General features: G+C 41.5%; 18 protein-coding genes. 16 read left to right on the plus strand and 2 right to left on the minus strand.

Features of this window, described 5'->3' with window-relative positions; genetic code table 11:
* Positions 1-208 precede the first annotated feature (208 nt).
* Positions 209-688, minus strand: a complete 480-nt coding sequence (locus AR334_RS12960; protein ID WP_066311203.1) for a GAF domain-containing protein — start codon at positions 686-688, stop codon at positions 209-211.
* A gap of 153 nt (positions 689-841) precedes the next feature.
* Here AR334_RS12960 and refZ point away from each other — a divergent pair, with 153 nt between their 5' ends.
* The 7 genes from refZ (at position 842) to rarD (ending at position 9,112) form a co-directional block, all read left to right on the plus strand.
* A complete protein-coding gene (gene refZ / locus AR334_RS12965) occupies positions 842-1,474 on the plus strand; it encodes a forespore capture DNA-binding protein RefZ (protein WP_066311207.1) in 633 nt (210 codons plus the stop codon).
* 292 nt (positions 1,475-1,766) lie between these two features.
* On the plus strand, positions 1,767-3,455 hold the full coding sequence (gene ezrA / locus AR334_RS12970) for a septation ring formation regulator EzrA (protein WP_066311215.1): 1,689 nt from the start codon (positions 1,767-1,769) through the stop codon (positions 3,453-3,455).
* Positions 3,456-3,636: 181 nt separating this feature from the next.
* A complete protein-coding gene (locus AR334_RS12975; protein WP_066311216.1) occupies positions 3,637-4,782 on the plus strand; it encodes a cysteine desulfurase family protein in 1,146 nt (381 codons plus the stop codon).
* Positions 4,779-5,987, plus strand: a complete 1,209-nt coding sequence (thiI, locus tag AR334_RS12980) for a tRNA uracil 4-sulfurtransferase ThiI (protein ID WP_066311218.1) — start codon at positions 4,779-4,781, stop codon at positions 5,985-5,987. Before AR334_RS12975 ends, thiI begins: the two co-directional genes overlap by 4 nt.
* A gap of 133 nt (positions 5,988-6,120) precedes the next feature.
* Positions 6,121-6,327, plus strand: a complete 207-nt coding sequence (locus tag AR334_RS12985; protein ID WP_066311221.1) for an alpha/beta-type small acid-soluble spore protein — start codon at positions 6,121-6,123, stop codon at positions 6,325-6,327.
* A 132-nt stretch (positions 6,328-6,459) separates the two neighbouring features.
* Complete coding sequence (locus AR334_RS12990) at positions 6,460-8,046, plus strand: acyl-CoA synthetase (RefSeq protein WP_066311223.1); 1,587 nt, start codon at positions 6,460-6,462, stop codon at positions 8,044-8,046.
* Between the two features lie 136 nt (positions 8,047-8,182).
* A complete protein-coding gene (gene rarD / locus AR334_RS12995) occupies positions 8,183-9,112 on the plus strand; it encodes an EamA family transporter RarD (protein ID WP_066311225.1) in 930 nt (309 codons plus the stop codon).
* A 1,197-nt stretch (positions 9,113-10,309) separates the two neighbouring features.
* Here the strand turns inward: rarD and AR334_RS13000 are convergent.
* Positions 10,310-11,110 carry an NAD kinase gene (locus AR334_RS13000; RefSeq protein WP_066311227.1) on the minus strand — a complete coding sequence of 267 codons (801 nt, stop codon included), beginning with the start codon at positions 11,108-11,110 and terminating at the stop codon, positions 10,310-10,312.
* 173 nt (positions 11,111-11,283) lie between these two features.
* On the opposite strand from AR334_RS13000, the gene sppA reads away from it, so the two are divergent.
* From sppA to AR334_RS13045, 9 genes are all read left to right on the plus strand, one after another.
* Positions 11,284-12,294, plus strand: a complete 1,011-nt coding sequence (sppA, locus tag AR334_RS13005) for a signal peptide peptidase SppA (RefSeq protein ID WP_066311230.1) — start codon at positions 11,284-11,286, stop codon at positions 12,292-12,294.
* Between the two features lie 147 nt (positions 12,295-12,441).
* Positions 12,442-12,858: an RDD family protein gene (locus AR334_RS13010; RefSeq protein ID WP_253701305.1), complete on the plus strand. Its 417-nt coding sequence runs from the start codon at positions 12,442-12,444 to the stop codon at positions 12,856-12,858.
* A gap of 77 nt (positions 12,859-12,935) precedes the next feature.
* Positions 12,936-13,634, plus strand: coding sequence for a DUF2953 domain-containing protein (locus AR334_RS13015; protein ID WP_253701294.1), 699 nt, complete (start codon positions 12,936-12,938; stop codon positions 13,632-13,634).
* Between the two features lie 18 nt (positions 13,635-13,652).
* Entirely contained in the window at positions 13,653-14,174 is a 522-nt protein-coding gene (gene ytfJ / locus AR334_RS13020) for a GerW family sporulation protein (protein ID WP_066311233.1), read from the plus strand.
* A 182-nt stretch (positions 14,175-14,356) separates the two neighbouring features.
* A complete protein-coding gene (gene tpx / locus AR334_RS13025) occupies positions 14,357-14,857 on the plus strand; it encodes a thiol peroxidase (RefSeq protein WP_066311240.1) in 501 nt (166 codons plus the stop codon).
* A 105-nt stretch (positions 14,858-14,962) separates the two neighbouring features.
* Positions 14,963-15,946 (plus strand): class I SAM-dependent methyltransferase, encoded by a 984-nt coding sequence (locus AR334_RS13030; protein ID WP_066311242.1) that lies wholly within the window; start codon positions 14,963-14,965, stop codon positions 15,944-15,946.
* Between the two features lie 197 nt (positions 15,947-16,143).
* Positions 16,144-17,337, plus strand: a complete 1,194-nt coding sequence (locus tag AR334_RS13035) for an acetate kinase (protein WP_066311244.1) — start codon at positions 16,144-16,146, stop codon at positions 17,335-17,337.
* Between the two features lie 95 nt (positions 17,338-17,432).
* Positions 17,433-18,269 (plus strand): EcsC family protein, encoded by an 837-nt coding sequence (locus AR334_RS13040; protein ID WP_066311247.1) that lies wholly within the window; start codon positions 17,433-17,435, stop codon positions 18,267-18,269.
* Positions 18,270-18,782, plus strand: a complete 513-nt coding sequence (locus AR334_RS13045; RefSeq protein ID WP_066311250.1) for a molybdenum cofactor biosynthesis protein B — start codon at positions 18,270-18,272, stop codon at positions 18,780-18,782. It begins immediately after the preceding gene.
* Positions 18,783-18,793: the final 11 nt, after the last annotated feature.

The raw sequence follows: 18,793 nt of genomic DNA on the forward strand, positions 1-18,793 counted from the left end.
CCCTAAATTCACTTGAAAACTTAACCATATAAAAAACCCCCTTGAGTTGGACTTTCAGTCCAACTCAAGGGGGTCACTACAACGACGGCGGGTTTTTTAGCTAATAAGAAAGTATAAAATTTTGCCCAATTTTATACTTTCTTAACGCATAAATTCAACTACGCCTCTGTCTTCCTCCTCACGGACTCGCCAGTCGGCGAGTTTTCATTTATAAATGCTCAACTAAAATAGCTGTAAATTCCTCCAGCATTGCCTGATCAAGTTCGTCAAAGCGATTCTTTTCTGGTGAATCAATATCCAATACCCCGATGATTTCTCCCCCTTTTACAAGCGGAATGACGATCTCTGATTGAGAGGCTGCATCGCAGGCAATATGTCCAGGAAATTGATGAACATCCGCAACACGCTGCGTTTCCAGTTTGGATACTGCCGTTCCGCAAACACCCTTGCCCACAGGAATGCGGACACATGCCGGCAGTCCTTGAAACGGTCCCAATACCAATTCACCATCCTCCATTAAATAGAAGCCGACCCAATTGATTCGGTCAAGAAATTGATTTAATAATGCAGCGGCATTGCTAAGATTGGCAATTTGATTTTTTTCATCGTGTATTAAAGCATGAAGCTGTTTCTTCAATAGTTCGTAATTTTTTTGACGGTCGTCCGTATATTTTTCGACGTTAAACATGTAATTTCTCCTTTTTTCAATAAGTTTTATAGTCTATTTTAGCAGAAATGGAAGGAAAAAAGCAGACTTTGTCGACTTTTTCATAAAGGAATCCATAAAAACACAAAGAATTAGAATGTATGGGGATATTGGTGTTCTAAAGGGGGAAATGGAATGAAACCAAATTCAAAAGAAGAAATTGTTAAGGCTGCTATTTTGTTATTTAATTCAAAAGGTTATTCTGGAACATCAATGAGGGATATTGCCAAAGCCGCCAAGGTTAACACGGCGACCATTGCTTATCATTTCGAGAATAAAGCCGGCCTATTGGAGTTTTGCTTTACTTATTTCTTTGAGCAATATATCGGCAGAATGGAAGAGGCCTACAAATCAATTGACAAAGGGGCGAAAGCTTGTTTAAAGCGGGTGGTGGCGGATTTGCTGCATTTCCAATGTCAAAATCTTCAGCTTGCCAGCTTTGTTTATCGCGAAATGTCAATTGATTCGCAAATGGTTAGGGAAATCATGGCAACCTATTCGTTAAAAGAAAAATTTTATTTTCAAAAAATATTCGAACGAGGCTTTGAATGGAATGAGTTTCGTCCACATTCAATCCCGTACCTTATAATACAGTTAAAGGGATTATTAATGATGCCGTTTACAAACACGCATTATATGAGAGAAGTGTTGTATGTTTTTCCAAACGAGCAGTTCTTTGAACAAAAATATTTGAAAGAACTGTATCAATGGATCGAGCAGCTGCTATGTTCTAATATTACGCCCAAAAAAGAGGCAGTCATTAAATAACCCTGTCTTCCCTTTGACCCCTGGTTAGAATTTTTCCTCATTTTAAAAGAATGATATGTTTGTAAAAGCACTGACTGGTGAAGCGTTCACCCGGTGAAGTGCTTTTTATTTTGTCGTAAATTTGTTTACCCACTCACACCTGTCATTATTTTTATTTTCTTTTACAAAAAAATTAAAATAATAGTCAAAAAATGTCGTTTACATGGTATCATTAAGGCATCGAATTTAAATTTAACGTGAGTATTTTAAATAGATGGATTATGTTTGTTGTTTGGAATAGGGGGCATACCAAGTGAAGTATATCATCGGGGGGTTTATCCTGATACTGGCCGTGTTTGTATTTGGGTATTTTGTCAAAAAGAAGCATTTTAAAGAAATGGATCGGCTTGAAGCATGGAAAATTGATTTGTTTAACCGGCCAATACCGGATGAAATGTCCAAAGTTAAACAGCTGAATATGACAGGACAAACAGAGGAGCTGTTTGAACGCTGGCGGAATCAATGGGATGATGTTGTAACTGTGAAACTTCCTGATTTAGAAGAAATGCTGTTTGATGCCGAAGAGTATATCGATCGTTACCGCTTTAAAAAAGCCAAGGAAGTTCAACAAAGAATCAATGAAAAACTGCAGGAAACCGAAAAACAAGTGAAAAATATTCTGGAAGAACTTCATGAGCTTGTTGGCAGTGAGGAGAAAAACAGAGTAGAAATCGAGCAATTAAAAGAATTGTATCGGGAATCAAAGAAAAACTTGCTCGCTCATCGCCATAGCTTTGGAAATTCGGAAAAATCCTTGGAAACCACTCTGGATGAGGTTACTCATAAATTCCATGATTATGAAGAAAAAACAGAACAGGGAAATTATCTTGAAGCACGTGAGGTTGTCCTTTGGATTCAAAATAAATTATTCACCGTCAAAAATCATATGGATGTTATTCCACAGCTGCTGATCGAATGCCAGTCATTGCTCCCGAACCAGTTAAGCGATGTTCTTTCCGGTTACAAAGAAATGCTAGAACAAGGCTACTACTTGGAGCATATACATGTGGATAAGGAAATCAATCGGCTCCAGGACAAGCTTAAGGAAATCATAGCTTTAATTGAAAAGACGGAAATTGATGAGGCTCTAGATGGGGTAAAAGAGGTAAAACAAAGGATTGATATTTTATTTGACCTCTTGGAAAAAGAGGTTCATGCTAAACATTTTGTGATAAAGAACGAGGCGGAAGCTTCTAATTTGCTAAGTTCCGCGGAAGCAGAAAATAAGAGCCTTGCTAAAGAAGTTCTCCATGTACAAGCTAGTTATCGGCTCTCCGATCATGATTTGGAAACGATGACAAGCATGGAAAAAGAACTCGTTGCTCTATATAAGCGCTATGAAATTGTAGCTGAAAAAATAAAGTTAAATCAAACTGCCCAATCCGTTATTAGCGAGGAATTGAGTGGAATAAAAGAACAATTGGATTTGATCCTTGATGAGCAAAGGGACTTTGCCGAGAAACTCCAAGCCTTAAGGAAGGATGAATTGGAGGCGCGGGAAAAAGTAAAGGAACTGACGAAAAAGGTGGGAGACACCTTAAGGCAAGTTCAAAGAGGGAATATTCCCGGGTTACCTGAAGATTACAAGTACCTGCTGGAAGATACAAATGAGAGTATTCAAAATGTCAAATACCAGCTAGAGGAAAAACCACTAAATATTACCGCATTGAATCAATATCTGGAAATTGCCGTGTTAACGGTAGAAAAGCTTGCCAATACCACCATTGAACTAATGGAAAATGTTAAGCTTGCAGAGCGGGCGATTCAATACGGAAACCGTTATCGCACTAGGTACCCTTCAGTCGCAAAAGGGTTAAGCGAAGCGGAGAACGCATTCAGACAATATGATTACCAACGGGCTTTGGAGGAGGCGGCCGCCTCTTTAGAGGGCATCGACCCGGAGGCATTAAAGAAAATAAAAACCACCACGGCCATTGAATAAGTATTGAAAAACCGATTTTTTAAGTCGGTTTTTTTCGTTTAGCTAATAGTAAAGTATAAATTCAACTACGACTCTGTCGTCGACTTATCGGACTTGCCAGTCGGCGAGTTTACATTTATTTTTTCAACATAATATATTTGTGATAAGATTTATTTCGGCAGTGAAAGAAAAGGGTGAAACCATGATTTACTTTGATAATAGTGCAACAACGAAGCCATATAAAGAAGTATTGGATTCTTTTATGAAAGTCTCGAACGACTATTTTGCAAATCCGTCATCCCTGCATAGGTTCGGCGGACAGGCGGAGAAGCTGCTTACCCAGGCAAGGGAACAGGTTGCCAAATTATTAAATACAAAGCCGGGTGAAATATTTTTTACCTCTGGCGGTACGGAGAGCAATAATCTTGCCATTAAAGGCGCGGCATTTCAAAACCGGAACAGAGGCAGGCATATTATTACGACCAAAATTGAACATCCATCCGTTCGGGATGCCGCAGCACAGCTAGAACGTGATGGCTTTGAGATAACCTATCTCCCTGTGAACCAAAGCGGGAGGGTATCCCTTTCGGCAGTTGAACAGGCTATCCGGAAGGACACGATTTTAGTTTCTATCATGCACGTAAATAATGAGGTAGGGTCGATTCAGCCGATTAAGGAAATTGGCGAGTTATTGAAGAATTACCCAACCATCCTGTTTCACGTGGATGCGGTACAGGGAATTGGAAAGGTTCCACTTTCCATTAATGAAAGCAGAATCGACTTGTGTTCATTATCGGCTCATAAATTCCATGGCTTAAAAGGAACGGGTGTCTTATATATTCGTGAAGGCGTCAAGCTGACTCCGTTATTTTCCGGCGGCAATCAAGAACGAACCCTTAGGAGCGGCACTGAGAATGTGGCGGGCTTTGTCTCGTTGGCAAAAGCGCTCCGTTTGACGATGATGAAGAGTGAGTCCGAATTAAAGTCGATGAAACGAATCAATAACCTGCTTCGAACGGAGTTGTCGAAGATAGAAGGAATTACAATCAATACCCCGGCTGAAGATTCAGCTACGCATATTTTAAATTTTTCCTTAACAGGAATCAAATCGGAAACATTTATCCATGCCCTTGAACAGAGGGACGTGTTTGTCTCAACAACCAGCGCCTGTTCCTCGAAGAAGAAAGCGCCGAGCCATACCCTGATTGCTATGGGGGTTGCTGAAGATTTGGCTGAGAGCGCAATTAGGCTAAGCTTGTCTTTCGAAAATACCGAACAGGAAGCGAAGGAAGTAATAAAGGCGATAAGAGATACAGTAAATCAATTAGGAAAGGTAATGAAAAAATGAATTATGACCGCATTTTAATCCGTTATGGAGAAATATCAACAAAAGGGAGAAACCGCAATAAATTTGTCGATAAGTTGAGAAAAAGCGTTCGAATTGCTCTCTCATCGTTTCCAAACATAAAAATAGAGGCAAGCCGAGATCGGATGTACGTATTATTAAATGGAGAAAATGGGATAGAAATTGTCAATAAATTGAAGAATATATTTGGGATTCAATCCTTTAGTCCGGCCATCAAAATCGAAAAAGATGTGGAGATATTGAAAAAGAAGTCTTTAGAGTTAGTTAAGTCCCTGTATCAGCCCGGACAAACTTTCAAGGTAACAGCAAAAAGGTCTGACAAAACCTTTGAATTAAATACAGATGAAACCAATCATGCTGTTGGCGGGTATTTGCTGCAAAACATCCCTGATTTAAAAGTGGATGTGAGAAATCCTGATATCAACCTACGGGTCGAAATTAGAAAAGAAGCGATTTATCTGTCATGCGAGACGATTCAAGGTGCAGGCGGACTTCCGGTTGGGTCAAGCGGAAAGGCTATGCTGATGCTTTCTGGCGGGATTGATAGTCCGGTAGCTGCCTATCAGGCGATGAGGCGTGGTGTTGAGGTCGAGGCGGTTCACTTCTTTAGCCCACCGTTTACGAGCGAACGGGCGAAGGAAAAGGTAATTGATCTATGTAAAAAATTAGCGGAAATCAGTGGCGGGTCGATGAAACTGCATATTGTTCATTTTACTGATATCCAACAGGCGATTCGGGAGCAGGTTCCAGAAAATTATACAATGACGTCGACAAGAAGAATGATGCTGAAAATTACCGATGAAATCCGGGCAAAGCAAGAGGGACTGGCAATAATAACTGGGGAAAATCTCGGTCAGGTTGCAAGCCAGACACTCGAGAGCATGTTTGCGATTAACGAGGTCACAAATACACCGATTTTGCGCCCCTTGATTTCGATGGACAAAACCGATATTATAAAAATCGCGAGTGCAATTGACACACTCGACATATCCAATCGGCCATATGAAGATTGTTGCACAATTTTCGTCCCGGCTTCACCAAAAACGAAACCGAAGCGCGAAAAAGTAAGCCAGTATGAAAGTTATTTTGATTTTGAACCGTTAATTAAAGAAGCTGTAGAAGAAGTTGAAACCCTTCATATAAAACCGGATTGGAACTCAAATTCAGAGTTTGATGAATTATTTTAACACTATCCAAAGCGTGAAAGGCAAAGGATATTTCTTTGTTATACTCGAAAATTTTGTGAATAATTACCAACTCTTATTTCGAATGAAGCTAAGTTAATCTACACATTCTATACTCACAAGGAGGTGAGTATAGATGGCAAACAACAATAGCTCAAACCAATTGGTAGTAAGCGGAGCTCAACAGGCTCTTGACCAAATGAAATACGAAATTGCTCAAGAATTTGGTGTTAACCTTGGTGCTGACACTACTTCACGCGCTAACGGATCTGTTGGTGGTGAAATCACAAAGCGTCTAGTTTCAATGGCTGAATCTCAATTAGGCGGCGGATTTTCTCGTTAATTAAAAAAGAATATGATGGCTACAGAGAGAGTGGAATTTTTTCCGCTCTCTCTTTTTATTTTGTATGAAAAGTCTTATAATTAGTACTAGGTAATAGCATCAAATAGTAAAAAATAGTTGGAGGGGAAGAAAATGAAACGGGAAGATTTAATTGCACCAGAACGTTATAATCTGGTATCGGAAGTTGAACGTTTTGCGAAAGATCCTGCAAAGGTGGCACTAAAATGGGAAAATGAAGCAGGGGAAACAAAGGAAGTTACCTATGAACAGCTATTGAAGCGGGTAAACAAGGCAGCGAATGTCTTTGCGCAAAACGGACTGGCAAAAGGTGATATTGTCCTTGTCATCGTCCCCCGCCTGATTGAAGCGTATGTGGTTTATTTAGCTGCGCTAAAGGCGGGAATGGTAGTGATCCCAAGTTCGGAAATGCTGAGGGAGAAGGACCTTAAATACCGTATTACCCATGGTGATGTGAAGGCTGTTGTTAGCTATTACCCTTATGTTGATCAATTTAAAAATATCGCTGAAACAGACCAGTTGAGCAAGTTTGTGATCGGGGCTGATGAAACGGGCTGGATTCATTTGGATGAGGAAATGGATAAGGTTTCAGATGATTTCCAAATTGCCGACACTATTAGAGATGACATGGCGTTTTTATCCTACACATCGGGAACGACTGGTAATCCAAAAGGGGTTGTCCATACACATGGGTGGGCCTTCGCCCATCTTAGAACAGCTGCGGCCAAATGGCTATGTATTGAAGAAAGCGATACAGTATGGGCGACAGCAGGTCCGGGCTGGCAAAAGTGGATTTGGAGTCCGTTCTTGTCCGTTCTTGGTTCAGGTGCAACTGGTTTTGTCTATAATGGAAAATTCGAGCCAAAAACATACTTAACCCTTCTGGAAAAATATCAGGTCAATGTCCTTTGCTGTACACCAACAGAATACCGGTTAATGGCAAAAGTAGATAACTTGGCAGACTATCAATTGCCAAACCTCCATAGTGCAGTATCTGCTGGAGAGCCGCTAAATCGGGAAGTGATTGACATATTCAGAAAGTATTTTAATATAGATGTCCGCGATGGCTATGGCCAAACCGAAAATACGCTTCTTGTTGGGGTAACCAAGGGCATGGAGCTAAGGCCGGGCTCAATGGGAAAACCTACACCGGGCAACCGGGTGGAAATTATTAATGATGAAGGTGAAGTTTGTGCTGTTGGTGAGATCGGCGACATTGCCGTTCACGTGGAAACCCCAGCGCTGTTTAAAAATTATTATAAGGACCCTGAAAGAACTGCCATGCAATTCCGCGGCGATTATTATGTAACCGGGGATAAGGCGAAAATGGACGAAGACGGTTATTTCTGGTTTGAAGGCCGCGGCGATGATATCATCATTAGCTCCGGATATACAATTGGACCGTTTGAAGTAGAAGACGCCCTAGTTAAACATCCGTTCGTAAAAGAATGTGCGGTTGTCGCAAGCCCAGATGAAATCCGTGGTTATATCGTAAAAGCATTTGTTGTATTAGTAGAAGGTGTGAATTCTGCTGACCCTAACCTGACAAAAACACTCCAGGAACATGTTAAAACGCTGACAGCACCATACAAATATCCAAGGAAAATCGAATATTTGGCTGAACTGCCGAAGACAACATCAGGGAAAATCCGCAGGGTTGAATTGCGCCAGCAGGAATTGGCTGCCGCAAAAAATAGATAGAAAACGAAGAAATCGGTGAAAGCACCGATTTCTTTTTTGCTATTAGGCACTTAAGCAAATAATCTTCCCCATAATAAAGTTTCCATGTATAATAGAAATTATTTCGAGACTAGAAGGAAACGGGGCAAAGGGATAAATGAAAAAAAATGAAGTTCAGCTGGGGGCAATCCACGCTGCCTTTTCATATTTACTTTGGGGGTTATTGCCGATCTATTGGAAACTGCTAAATAGGGTAGAGGCAAAAGAAATTCTGGCAAACCGTGTATTTTGGTCGTTTGTTTTTATGGTGTTTGTCCTATTTTTTTCAAAGAAATTGGGATTGCTTGTGGAGACTCTGAAGGGTTTTGCCCGAAGAAAAAAACAGATGTATGCATTGATTACGGCATCCATTTTGATTAGTATCAACTGGTTTGTCTATATCTGGGCCGTTAATAATGGGCATTTGATTGAAACGAGCCTCGGATATTATATCAATCCACTGGTAAGCATTTTGTTGGGGATGCTCGTTTTAAAAGAAAAATTATCGATTTATCAGTATATATCATTCGGATTGGCTACAATCGGAGTGCTGATTATTACAATTGCCCATGGCGAATTTCCTTGGGTAGCGATTGTCTTGGCGTTGACCTTCGGTGTGTATGGCTTGGTCAAGAAAGTAATCAATGTTGAATCGGCTGTCGGTTTAACACTGGAAACATTGGTTGTGACTCCAATTGCCGCCATTTATATGATTGTTCTATTTTTTACTGGAAGCAATTCATTCCTAAGCGCGAAGCTCAGCACGGACCTGCTGTTAATCGGTGCGGGCGCCGCCACAGCTTTACCGCTGCTTTATTTTGCAAAGGGCGCGCAAAAAATTCCATTGTCGCTGCTGGGTTTTCTGCAGTATATAGCACCAACTATAACGCTTTTGCTCGGGGTCTTTGTTTACGATGAGCATTTTTCAAAAGTACAGCTGTTGTCCTTTATCTTCATCTGGTCCGCTTTAACAATTTACTCACTGTCTAGAACAAAGCTATTTGCCGAAATCGAATTAAAACTGCGCAAAGAAAAAACCTTATCCTGACGGTGGATAAGGTTTTTTACGCTATTTTTTCTTTACCGCTTTTATATTGTTTTACTAGGATATCTTTGCTAAAAAATAAATACATGTGCTATACAATCTGTCAGTTGATTTGTGCTCCAGACGCTTCGCTTTCCGCGGGCGGTACGGGGAGCCTCCTCGGCGCTGAAGCGCCTGCGGGGTCTCCCCTGCCCCGTACTCCCGCAGGAGTCTTCGCGCCTTCCGCACATATCAACTGAGCTTTTATTATTAAGATCCTCCATACAACCAGAACCAAAAAACTTAGAACGTATTCAAAGAAAAATCACTCAATAACTTTATAAGAACCATCTTATGACGTGTTTGCAGAACAAATCTACACAAACGCGTTATAAGAACACCTTTTATGACGTGTCTGATGGAAAATACAAACCGAACGCGTCATGGGACTACTTCTCATGACGTGTCAGATGGAAAAATCTAGCCGAACGCGTCATGGGACTACTTCTCATGACGTGTCAGATGGAAAAATCTAGCCGAACGCGTCATGGGACTGCTTCTCATGACGTGTCAGATGGAAAAATCTAGCCGAACGCGTCATGGGAATGCCACTCATGACGTGTCAGATGGAAAAATCTAGCCGAACGTGTCATGGGAATACTTCTCATGACGTGTCAGATGGAAAAATCTAGCCGAACGCGTCATGGGACTGCCGCTCATGACTTGTCAGAGGGAAAAATCTAGCTGAACGTGTCATGGGACTGCTTTTCATGACATGTCAGTGGGAAAATCTAGCCGAACGCCTCATGGAAATGCCACTCATGACGTGTCAAAAGATAAAATTAAAGCGAACGCGTTATAAGAACGCCTCCTATGACGTATCTGTGGAAAAAATCAAAGGAAACGAGTTATAAGGATTCTTATTATAATAATTAAACCATAGTGCATTAAAAGTGTGTGGCGATTCTTTAGGTTAATTACCTGCCTGTTGATTTGAAAGGAAGGTGCGAGACTCCTTGTGCAGCCGCGGATAGCGAAGCACCTCCTCCTAAAAGCTAACGCTTTTAGTCGTGCGATGCAGATGCTGCCGAAGCTTTCCTTGTGGAGTGGAAATCAACAGGCACAGTAGCATGAGCAATTATAAAAAATTGGAGATACAAAAATATGGTTGAGATAACCATTTTCTCAACCATATTTCCTTATTCAAGAGAATTTTTCCCTTTAAAGGAATGTTCTCTTTACTTTTTCAAAGAAGGAGTTGTCCTTCAGTTTTAAGGTTTTTAATCTCTTGTCGCTTAGCTTTATGCTAATTTTATCAACATAACGAATGCTCAACGCTTCGTTGTCCATGCCCATCGTAGGATAGTCGTTGCCTTCGGGAACCACTTTAAGGGTAAGGCTTCGGTCACTGCTTAAAATAAAGGAGGAGCCAAGCGTCCTGTAACGGTTATTATTAATTGAAGCTATTTCACTGACCTGCATACATGGAAGCAGCGGGTCGACAACCGCACCACGGACCGATTTATTGTACGCGGAACTTCCGGTTGGCGTAGAAACAATCAATCCATCGCCGCGGAAGGTTTCAAAATGCAACTGATCAATAAAAACATCAATCACAAGTGTTTTAATGATTGCCGAGTTGAGACTAAATTCGTTTAAGCACGTAAAGGTACCTTGGTCATCGACCGATACTTCGATGAGCGGATAGCGCCGTACCTCAAGTTTCTCATTCTGCATGGCATTAATCATATTGGATGTTTCGCCAATTCGAAAATCGCAATACATATTCAGGTTGTTGGTTGTAGAAATCCCCATATAAAGGCAATCGTCACGGAAGCCGGTTTTTCGGACAGCCTGAAGAAATGCCCCATCATCGCCAATACTGGCAATAATATTTGCCTTTCTGTAATCATCCACAATCGTAAAACCATAGCGTTCAGTCGCTTCAAACAGCGGTCCGGCTTTTGCAAGCATATCCGCATCGCGTCTGTAAGAGTAATAAATATTCCGTCTCTCTGACATTTTTGGACCTCCTTGTAAAAAGATGAAAAAATTCCATTGAGATTGCCCATTCAAAAATCAATTTTTGCTAAAATAATAATAATAGTCTCAAATTAGTTTAGCACTTTTTTGAAACAATATCAGGAAAGGAACGTAAATTTAACAGATTAGACATTTAAGTAGGGGGAATACACATGAATGGAAAGCGATGGGCCGCCCTAGGGATTGCCGCGGCATTATTTTTTGTATCTGTTGTCATAAACCTGTTATCGTCCTTTGCCTTTAAAGGATTTCAAACCGATTTCAGCCAATTAATGGCTACGACGGAGGAGCCGTTTACAGAAGAAGTTGTCGAGGAGGGCAGTGAATTTAAAAAAATTGTCATTCTTGATGTCGATGGTGTCATCCAGGATACGGGTGAAGCCGAATCCTTATTCGCTGACTCCTCTTATAACCATCAGAGTTTTATGAAAAAGCTCAATATGATTAAAGAGGATGATTCGGTTAAAGGGGTTATTGTCAGAGTGAATTCACCAGGCGGTGGGGTCGTGGAAAGTGCAGAAATTCACGATAAACTTAAGGAAATTGCCAAGGATAGCAAAAAACCTGTATACATATCGATGGGCTCAATGGCCGCTTCCGGTGGCTATTATATTTCAACTGCAGCCAATAAAATTTACGCGAGCCCTGAAACTTTGACAGGCAGCCTTGGGGTCATTATGGAAGGGATTAATTATAAAGGCCTGGCCGATAAATATGGTGTTGATTTTGTGACGATTAAAAGCGGAAAGTATAAGGATATTATGAGCCCGTCACGGGAAATGACCGAGGAGGAGCGGCAGATCCTGCAAAAGATGGTGGACAATTCATATGAAGGCTTTGTCAAAGTGATTTCAGACGGCCGAGGGATGAGTATCGATCAGGTCAAGCAAATTGCCGATGGCCGAGTTTATGACGGTCGGCAAGCGAAGGAACTGAATTTGATTGATGGCTTTGGCTATCTCGATGATGTCATTGCGGAAATGAAAAAAAATGAAAAGCTAAAGGGCGCCCAGGTCGTCCGTTATACAGAAGATCTTGGTTTTCGTTCTCTATTCAAGATTCAGACAAAGAAATGGCTTGGCGAAAGTGCCGAAATGGCCGGCCTGATGAAGGTTCTCTCCAAACCAAATTCACCGCGGCTTATGTACTTATACGCGGAGTAGAGGGAGTGGAACATGATGGATAGGATGGATTCGCAAGAAAACACAATAGAAGTGACGGAAACCGATTCTGAATTAGAAAATGGTCATGGTATAACCTCGGAACATGGTTTTGAAAAAAACGAAGGGCAGTTGTCTCCCTATCAACAAATGCCCGTGCGTTATGCCGGCTTTTGGATGCGGTTTTGGGCCTTCCTTTTGGACCTGATTGTGGTTGGAAGCATCGAACGCCTGGTGGTTAATCCGCTGTTTAGAATGATGGATATTTCATTGGTTGAGTCCAATATGTTTGCCCCTGTTTCGATCGCTTCAGCGGCAGTCTTTTATTTATATTTTGTCTTGATGACTAAATACTTCAATCAAACACTTGGCAAAATGGTGTTTGGCTTAAAAGTAGTTGACCTGCACCAGCAAAATTTGACTTGGGGGACCGTTTTGTTTCGTGAGTGGATTGGCAGGTTCATATCGGCGACTGTCGTCATTGGTTATATTATCGTTGCATTTTTGCCCAAAAAACAAGGGTTGCATGATTTGTTTACCGATACGACAGTGGTTCATACAGACTAGAATTTTTAAACCTGTCAACAGGATTGTTGGCAGGTTTATTTTTTAGGGGGTGGGATATAATAGCAGGTTGAAAGGTTGTGAATGGGTTGTTTTGGTTTCTGCTAATTTTAGTGCTATTTTTTCTATTATTTCTCTTAATTATTTTTACGAAATTAACGATTTTGGCAGAATATCATCATCATAATGATAATGATGACCTTAAACTGGAATTTCGAATTTGGTTTGGAATCATTAGGTATAAGCGTCATATTCCATTAATCAAAGTTGATGATGATTCTCCGAGTATTATTGCCAAAACCGAGAAACCAGCGGACGGTAATGAACAAAGTTCGGATACCGGCATCAAACAAATAACCGAAGATAGCGTAAAATCTTATCTGGAAAAGGCAAAGGATTTCCTTCATAAGGTTTCGGGCTTGAAAGTGATCATCAAAAAGTTTTTGATGAAGATCAAGATAAAAAAGTTTGAATGGCATTCATTAATCGGTTTGGGAAATGCCGCTCACACCGGTATAGCTGCAGGGGGATTATGGGCAATCAAAGGGAGTGCTCTAGGAATTCTCAGCCATAATTTAAGCTTGGTAGCAGAGCCGCACATTTCGATTACCCCGCATTTTCAGGCTACAGTGATTCAAACCCGGATTTCATGTATTTTTCAATTTCGAATCGGGCATGCTATATTGGCAGGATTAAAACTGATTAAGTTTTGGAGAGGCGCAAAAACGTCTGCCAGCAATAAAACTAATTTTTCAAATGAAAAAATGAAATCTGTTTAAATAAGGAGGATTATTGCTATGGCTGAACACCCGATTCAAGGTTTGATGACGACAGCAATGGAAAGCTTAAAAGAAATGATTGATGTCAATACGATTATTGGTGATCCAGTTGAAACTCCGGATGGCAGTGTTATTTTAACAGTATCAAAGGTTGGATTTGGATTTGCCGCCGGTGGCAGTGAATTTAACAAAGTGGATAGTGGGCAAAGTCAGGGGCAGGGCCAAGGACAAGGCCAGGGGCAGTCCCACCTCCCATTCGGCGGCGGAAGCGGTGCCGGTGTATCCATTACGCCAATTGCGTTTCTAATCGTCAATTCTCAAGGTGTTAAAATGCTTCATTTGGATGAAAGCACACATTTATATGAGAAGATCCTTGAACTAGCCCCGCAAGCGGTGGATAAAATCCAGCAAATGTTCTCGAAAAGAGATCAGCAAAATAACCAGCAAAAGCAAAATAACCAACAGAAACAACGCAGCTCACAGCAGAATAATGTATCGGAGCAGCAAAACGAACAGCTAATAAATGATTTAGACTTATAGGATGAAAGGTTAATCCTTCATATTGGGGATTAGCCTTTTTCTTGGGGTAAAAAATGACACTGACAAAGTTCATAATAATTGCAAAAATAATTTTGACAGGATATAGTAACTCTGTACATATCTCAAGTGAGCCATTTCCATATACGGGATGGGGCTTGGAATTGACAAAGGAGGATGTAAACATGGCAAATGTAACATTTAAGGGGAACCAAATTACACTACTAGGCAATGAAGTAAAGGTTGGTGACAAGGCGCCAAATTTCACTGTCCTGGCTAATGACTTGTCAGAGGTTACTTTAGAAAGCACGAAGGGTCAGGTTCGGTTGATTACTTCTGTTCCATCGCTCGATACAGGCGTTTGTGATGCGGAAACACGCCGTTTCAATGAGGAAGCAAATAGCCTTGGAAACGTAAAAGTACTGACTGTAAGCGTAGACCTTCCATTTGCCCAGAAACGCTGGTGCGCTGCTGCCGGTATTGAGAACGTGCAGACCTTATCTGACCATCGCGATCTTTCTTTTGGAGAAGCTTATGGGGTAGGAATCCAGGAACTAAGATTATTAACCCGCGCTGTTTTTGTGGTTGATTCCAGCGATACTGTGACATATGTGGAATATGTAAGTGAAGCGACTAACCATCCTAATTACGAAGCGGCACTTGAAGCGGCAAGAAACGCGAAATAATATAAATGCAGGAGGCCTCGTCATTGGCGGGGTCTTTTAACTTTGTTTAAAATTCGCGGCCGAGGATAAAAATGGTGAGAGAAAATTGAAAAATGGAGGAGACCGATGACCTTATCTCCAATTGAAAAATTATTTACCTTATTTAATGAGACGGCAACAGTATTACAGGAAGAATTGGATTGCTCCCTTTTGGAAGCGCTGGCTGAAACGGGAGAGAATTTATTCAATGGCACGATCCTTCAGGATGAGCTAAGCGAGTTGACAGTGAAACGTTTGAACAAACATTATCAGGGGATTGAACTAGATAGATATTCAAACGAGGAGATCCGCAAATCCTTCCAGCTGGTTATTCTAAAAGGAATGAAGGAAACCGTCCAGCCCAACCACCAAATGACCCCTGATTCTGTAGGTATGCTTGTTGCCTATCTTGTCGGCCGTTTTATCAAGGACAAGTCATTCCGCTTGCTTGACCCGGCGGTTGGCACGGGCAATTTATTAATGACGGTGCTAAATCATGTTGGGAAGGACACGGACGCAATAGGCGTCGATATTGATGACCTGTTGATCAAACTTGCTTATGTGAGTGCCAATTTGCAAAGGCAGGCCGTACAGTTTTTCAATCAGGACAGCCTAGAGCCATTATTTATTGATCCTGTTGATGCAGTCATTGCCGATTTGCCAGTTGGTTTCTACCCTAACGACGTAAGAGCGGCCGATTATCAGCTGAAAGCTTCTACTGGCCATTCCTATGCCCATCATCTATTCATCGAACAAAGTGTCCGCCATACGAAGGCCGGTGGGTATTTATTTTTCGTGATCCCTAACGGTTTGTTTGAAAGTGAACAGGCAGAACAGCTTCGTGATTATTTTAAAGAACAGGTGATCATCCAAGGGCTTCTGCAACTGCCAACGACCATGTTCAAAACGAAAAGCGCGGCAAAAAGCATTCTGGTTCTACAGAAAAAAGGAGAAGGCATCAAGCCACCCAAGCAGGCACTGCTGGTCAACCTCCCGAGCCTGTCAAAACGCCAGGAAATGGATAAAATTCTTACCGAAATTGATAAATGGTTTCGGGAAAACAAAGGATGACTATTGTGGTCATCCTTTTACACTTTTACGAATAATTTGAATTAATTTATATTTCGTTTGTAACCGCTGACAGTGACTTTATACCTTGAAAAGTATATTTTTCAATGTTTAAATGAGAAGTTGAGGGCGATATTTCGGAGAGCATTGAACAAAATATAACTATGTTGTTGTGTACATAAATAAAGGAGCGGTTGCAAATGGCAAAAATTATTGCAATTAATGCAGGAAGTTCCTCGCTGAAATTTCAATTGTTTGAAATGCCGGCAGAGGAAGTTATTACTAAAGGATTAATTGAACGTATAGGACTTAGCGATTCCATCTTTTCTATTACAGTAAATGGCGAAAAGATTCAGGAAACCCTGGACATTCCGGACCATGAGGTTGCCGTCAAAATGCTGTTGGATAAATTGACAACACTAGGAATTATCAAATCTTTAAATGAAATTGATGGAATCGGCCATCGTGTCGTTCATGGCGGTGAAGAGTTTAATGACTCAGCACTCATTACCGAAGAAGTGTTACAGAAAATTGAAGAATTATCAGATTTGGCGCCGTTGCATAACCCAGCAAACGTAACGGGAATCAAGGCATTCAAGCGTGTCCTACCGGATGTGCCGGCAATTGCGGTCTTTGATACTGCTTTCCATCAAACCATGCCGGCAAGTTCTTATCTATATAGTCTTCCATTTGAGTACTATAAGAACTATGGGATCCGCAAATACGGCTTTCACGGAACCAGCCATAAATATGTTTCACAGCGTGCCGCCCAACTATTGGGACGCCCGTTGGAGCACATTAGACTGATTTCCTGCCATCTTGGCAATGGAGCAAGTATTGCGGCCATCCAGGGCGGTAAATCAATCGATACATCGATGGGCTTTACGCCGCTTGCTGGGGTAACGATGGGTACACGTTCCGGTAACATCGACCCAGCATTGATTCCATTTATCATGGAAAAAACGGGGAAAACAGCGGATGAAGTGCTTGAGGTGTTAAATAAGAAAAGCGGTATGCTGGCTGTTTCTGGATTTTCAAGTGATTTAAGGGATATTGAAATTCAGGCAAAACAGGGAAATGAGCGTGCTCAGCTTGCCTTGGATGTATTCTCTAACCGAATTCATAAATATATCGGTTCCTATGCCGCCCGGATGAACGGTGTCGATGCGATTATCTTCACTGCCGGCATTGGTGAAAATAGTGATACTATTCGTGCCAGTGTATTAAAAGGGCTTGAGTTCATGGGTGTGTATTGGGATCCTGCACTTAATCAGGTCAGAGGTGAGGAGGCGTTTGTCAATTACCCGCATTCACCGGTAAAGGTCATCGTCATCCCTACTAATGAAGAAGTCATGATTGCCCGCGATGTTATACGGCTTACAGATATTCACTAATAGTAAAGGCAAAAGTCTATATGGCTTTTGCCTTTTTATATAGATATTTGTTTATGGTATACTTTAGGAAAATCCTCGGAAAGGAGGTATATGGTGTGCCTTTGACTGACCGCGAACAGAGAATCTTACAGGAAATAAGGGAATGGGAACAGGGATTACTTTCTAATGAGCCGAACGACTTTCAATTGACTTATGAAAAATATTTGGAGCAAGCCTTTTCTGTTTTACCTGAAAAAACCCAACGACAATTTTTTTCGGTTATCGATACGTGGCTATATTATTTGCATAACATGATTCAAGCCTCACAGCTACAGCAGGATGCCAAGGAAAGAATCCTGTCCTCCGGGAGAATTTTTCACCAGGAATTAGAAAAAATAGAAGATTTAAAGAGTTTGGATATCAATCAATTGCAGTACATAGCTGACCAGCAAATTGCCCGGCACCGAATGTACTCCTTCATCCAAGGTGGTATTGCTGGTACGGGTGGCCCGCTGCTCTTGGGAATGGATATTCCGGCAATGGCGGTCATTAATTTACGAGTGGTCCAATTAATCGCGATGGCATATGGATTCGAAACGAATACCCCGCATGAAATGATGACGTCATTAAAGGTGTTTCATACCGCAACATTGCCGCCAAGACTGCAAAAACAGGGCTGGTCGATGTTAATGGAGGAAATGGCTGCTGAGCACACGCCATATTTTTATGAGGGCAAGGAGGAAATGACGGATATTACCTGGTTAGACCTGCCGCTTCAACAGCTGCTAAAAGCCATGGTCATCACGCTTTTTAAGAAAAGATTGATTCAGGGACTCCCGTTGATCAGCATGGGGATTGGCGCCGGGGTGAATTATCAGCTGACTAGAAAGGTGACTGATCTGGCGCAAAAATATTATCAACTTCGTTATCTTAATGAAAAAGAGGAATTATAAATGAGTATTCAAGAACATAGAAAAACAGCTCAAGGCTCTGTCAATTGTAAGGTAATCACTGTCAGTGATACGAGAGACAAAGAAACCGACAAAAGCGGCAGGCTGATGATGGACCTGCTGGAAGAGGCGGGCCACCGAATTGTCGAATACGTAATCGTTAAAGATGAAGCTGAGCCAATTAAAACGGAAATTTTGCGTGGCTGCGGCCGGGAAGATATTGATGTCATTTTAACCAATGGCGGAACAGGTATTGCCAAGCGTGATGTAACCATCGAAACGGTTCAAGCGTTGCTGGAGAAAGAAATCGTTGGATTCGGGGAGTTATTTAGAATGCTAAGCTACCAGGAAGATATCGGGTCCGCAGCAATTCTTTCACGTGCAATCGCCGGAGTTGTAAAAAATAAAGCTGTATTCTCCACTCCTGGGTCATCAGGAGCGGTTAGGTTGGCAATGAATAGGCTAATTCTGCCGGAGATTGGCCATGTCGTGAAGGAGATTAAAAAAGATTTATAGACAGTGAAAAC

Source organism: Bacillus sp. FJAT-29814 (assembly GCF_001510715.1).
Lineage (GTDB): Bacteria > Bacillota > Bacilli > Bacillales > Cytobacillaceae > Neobacillus.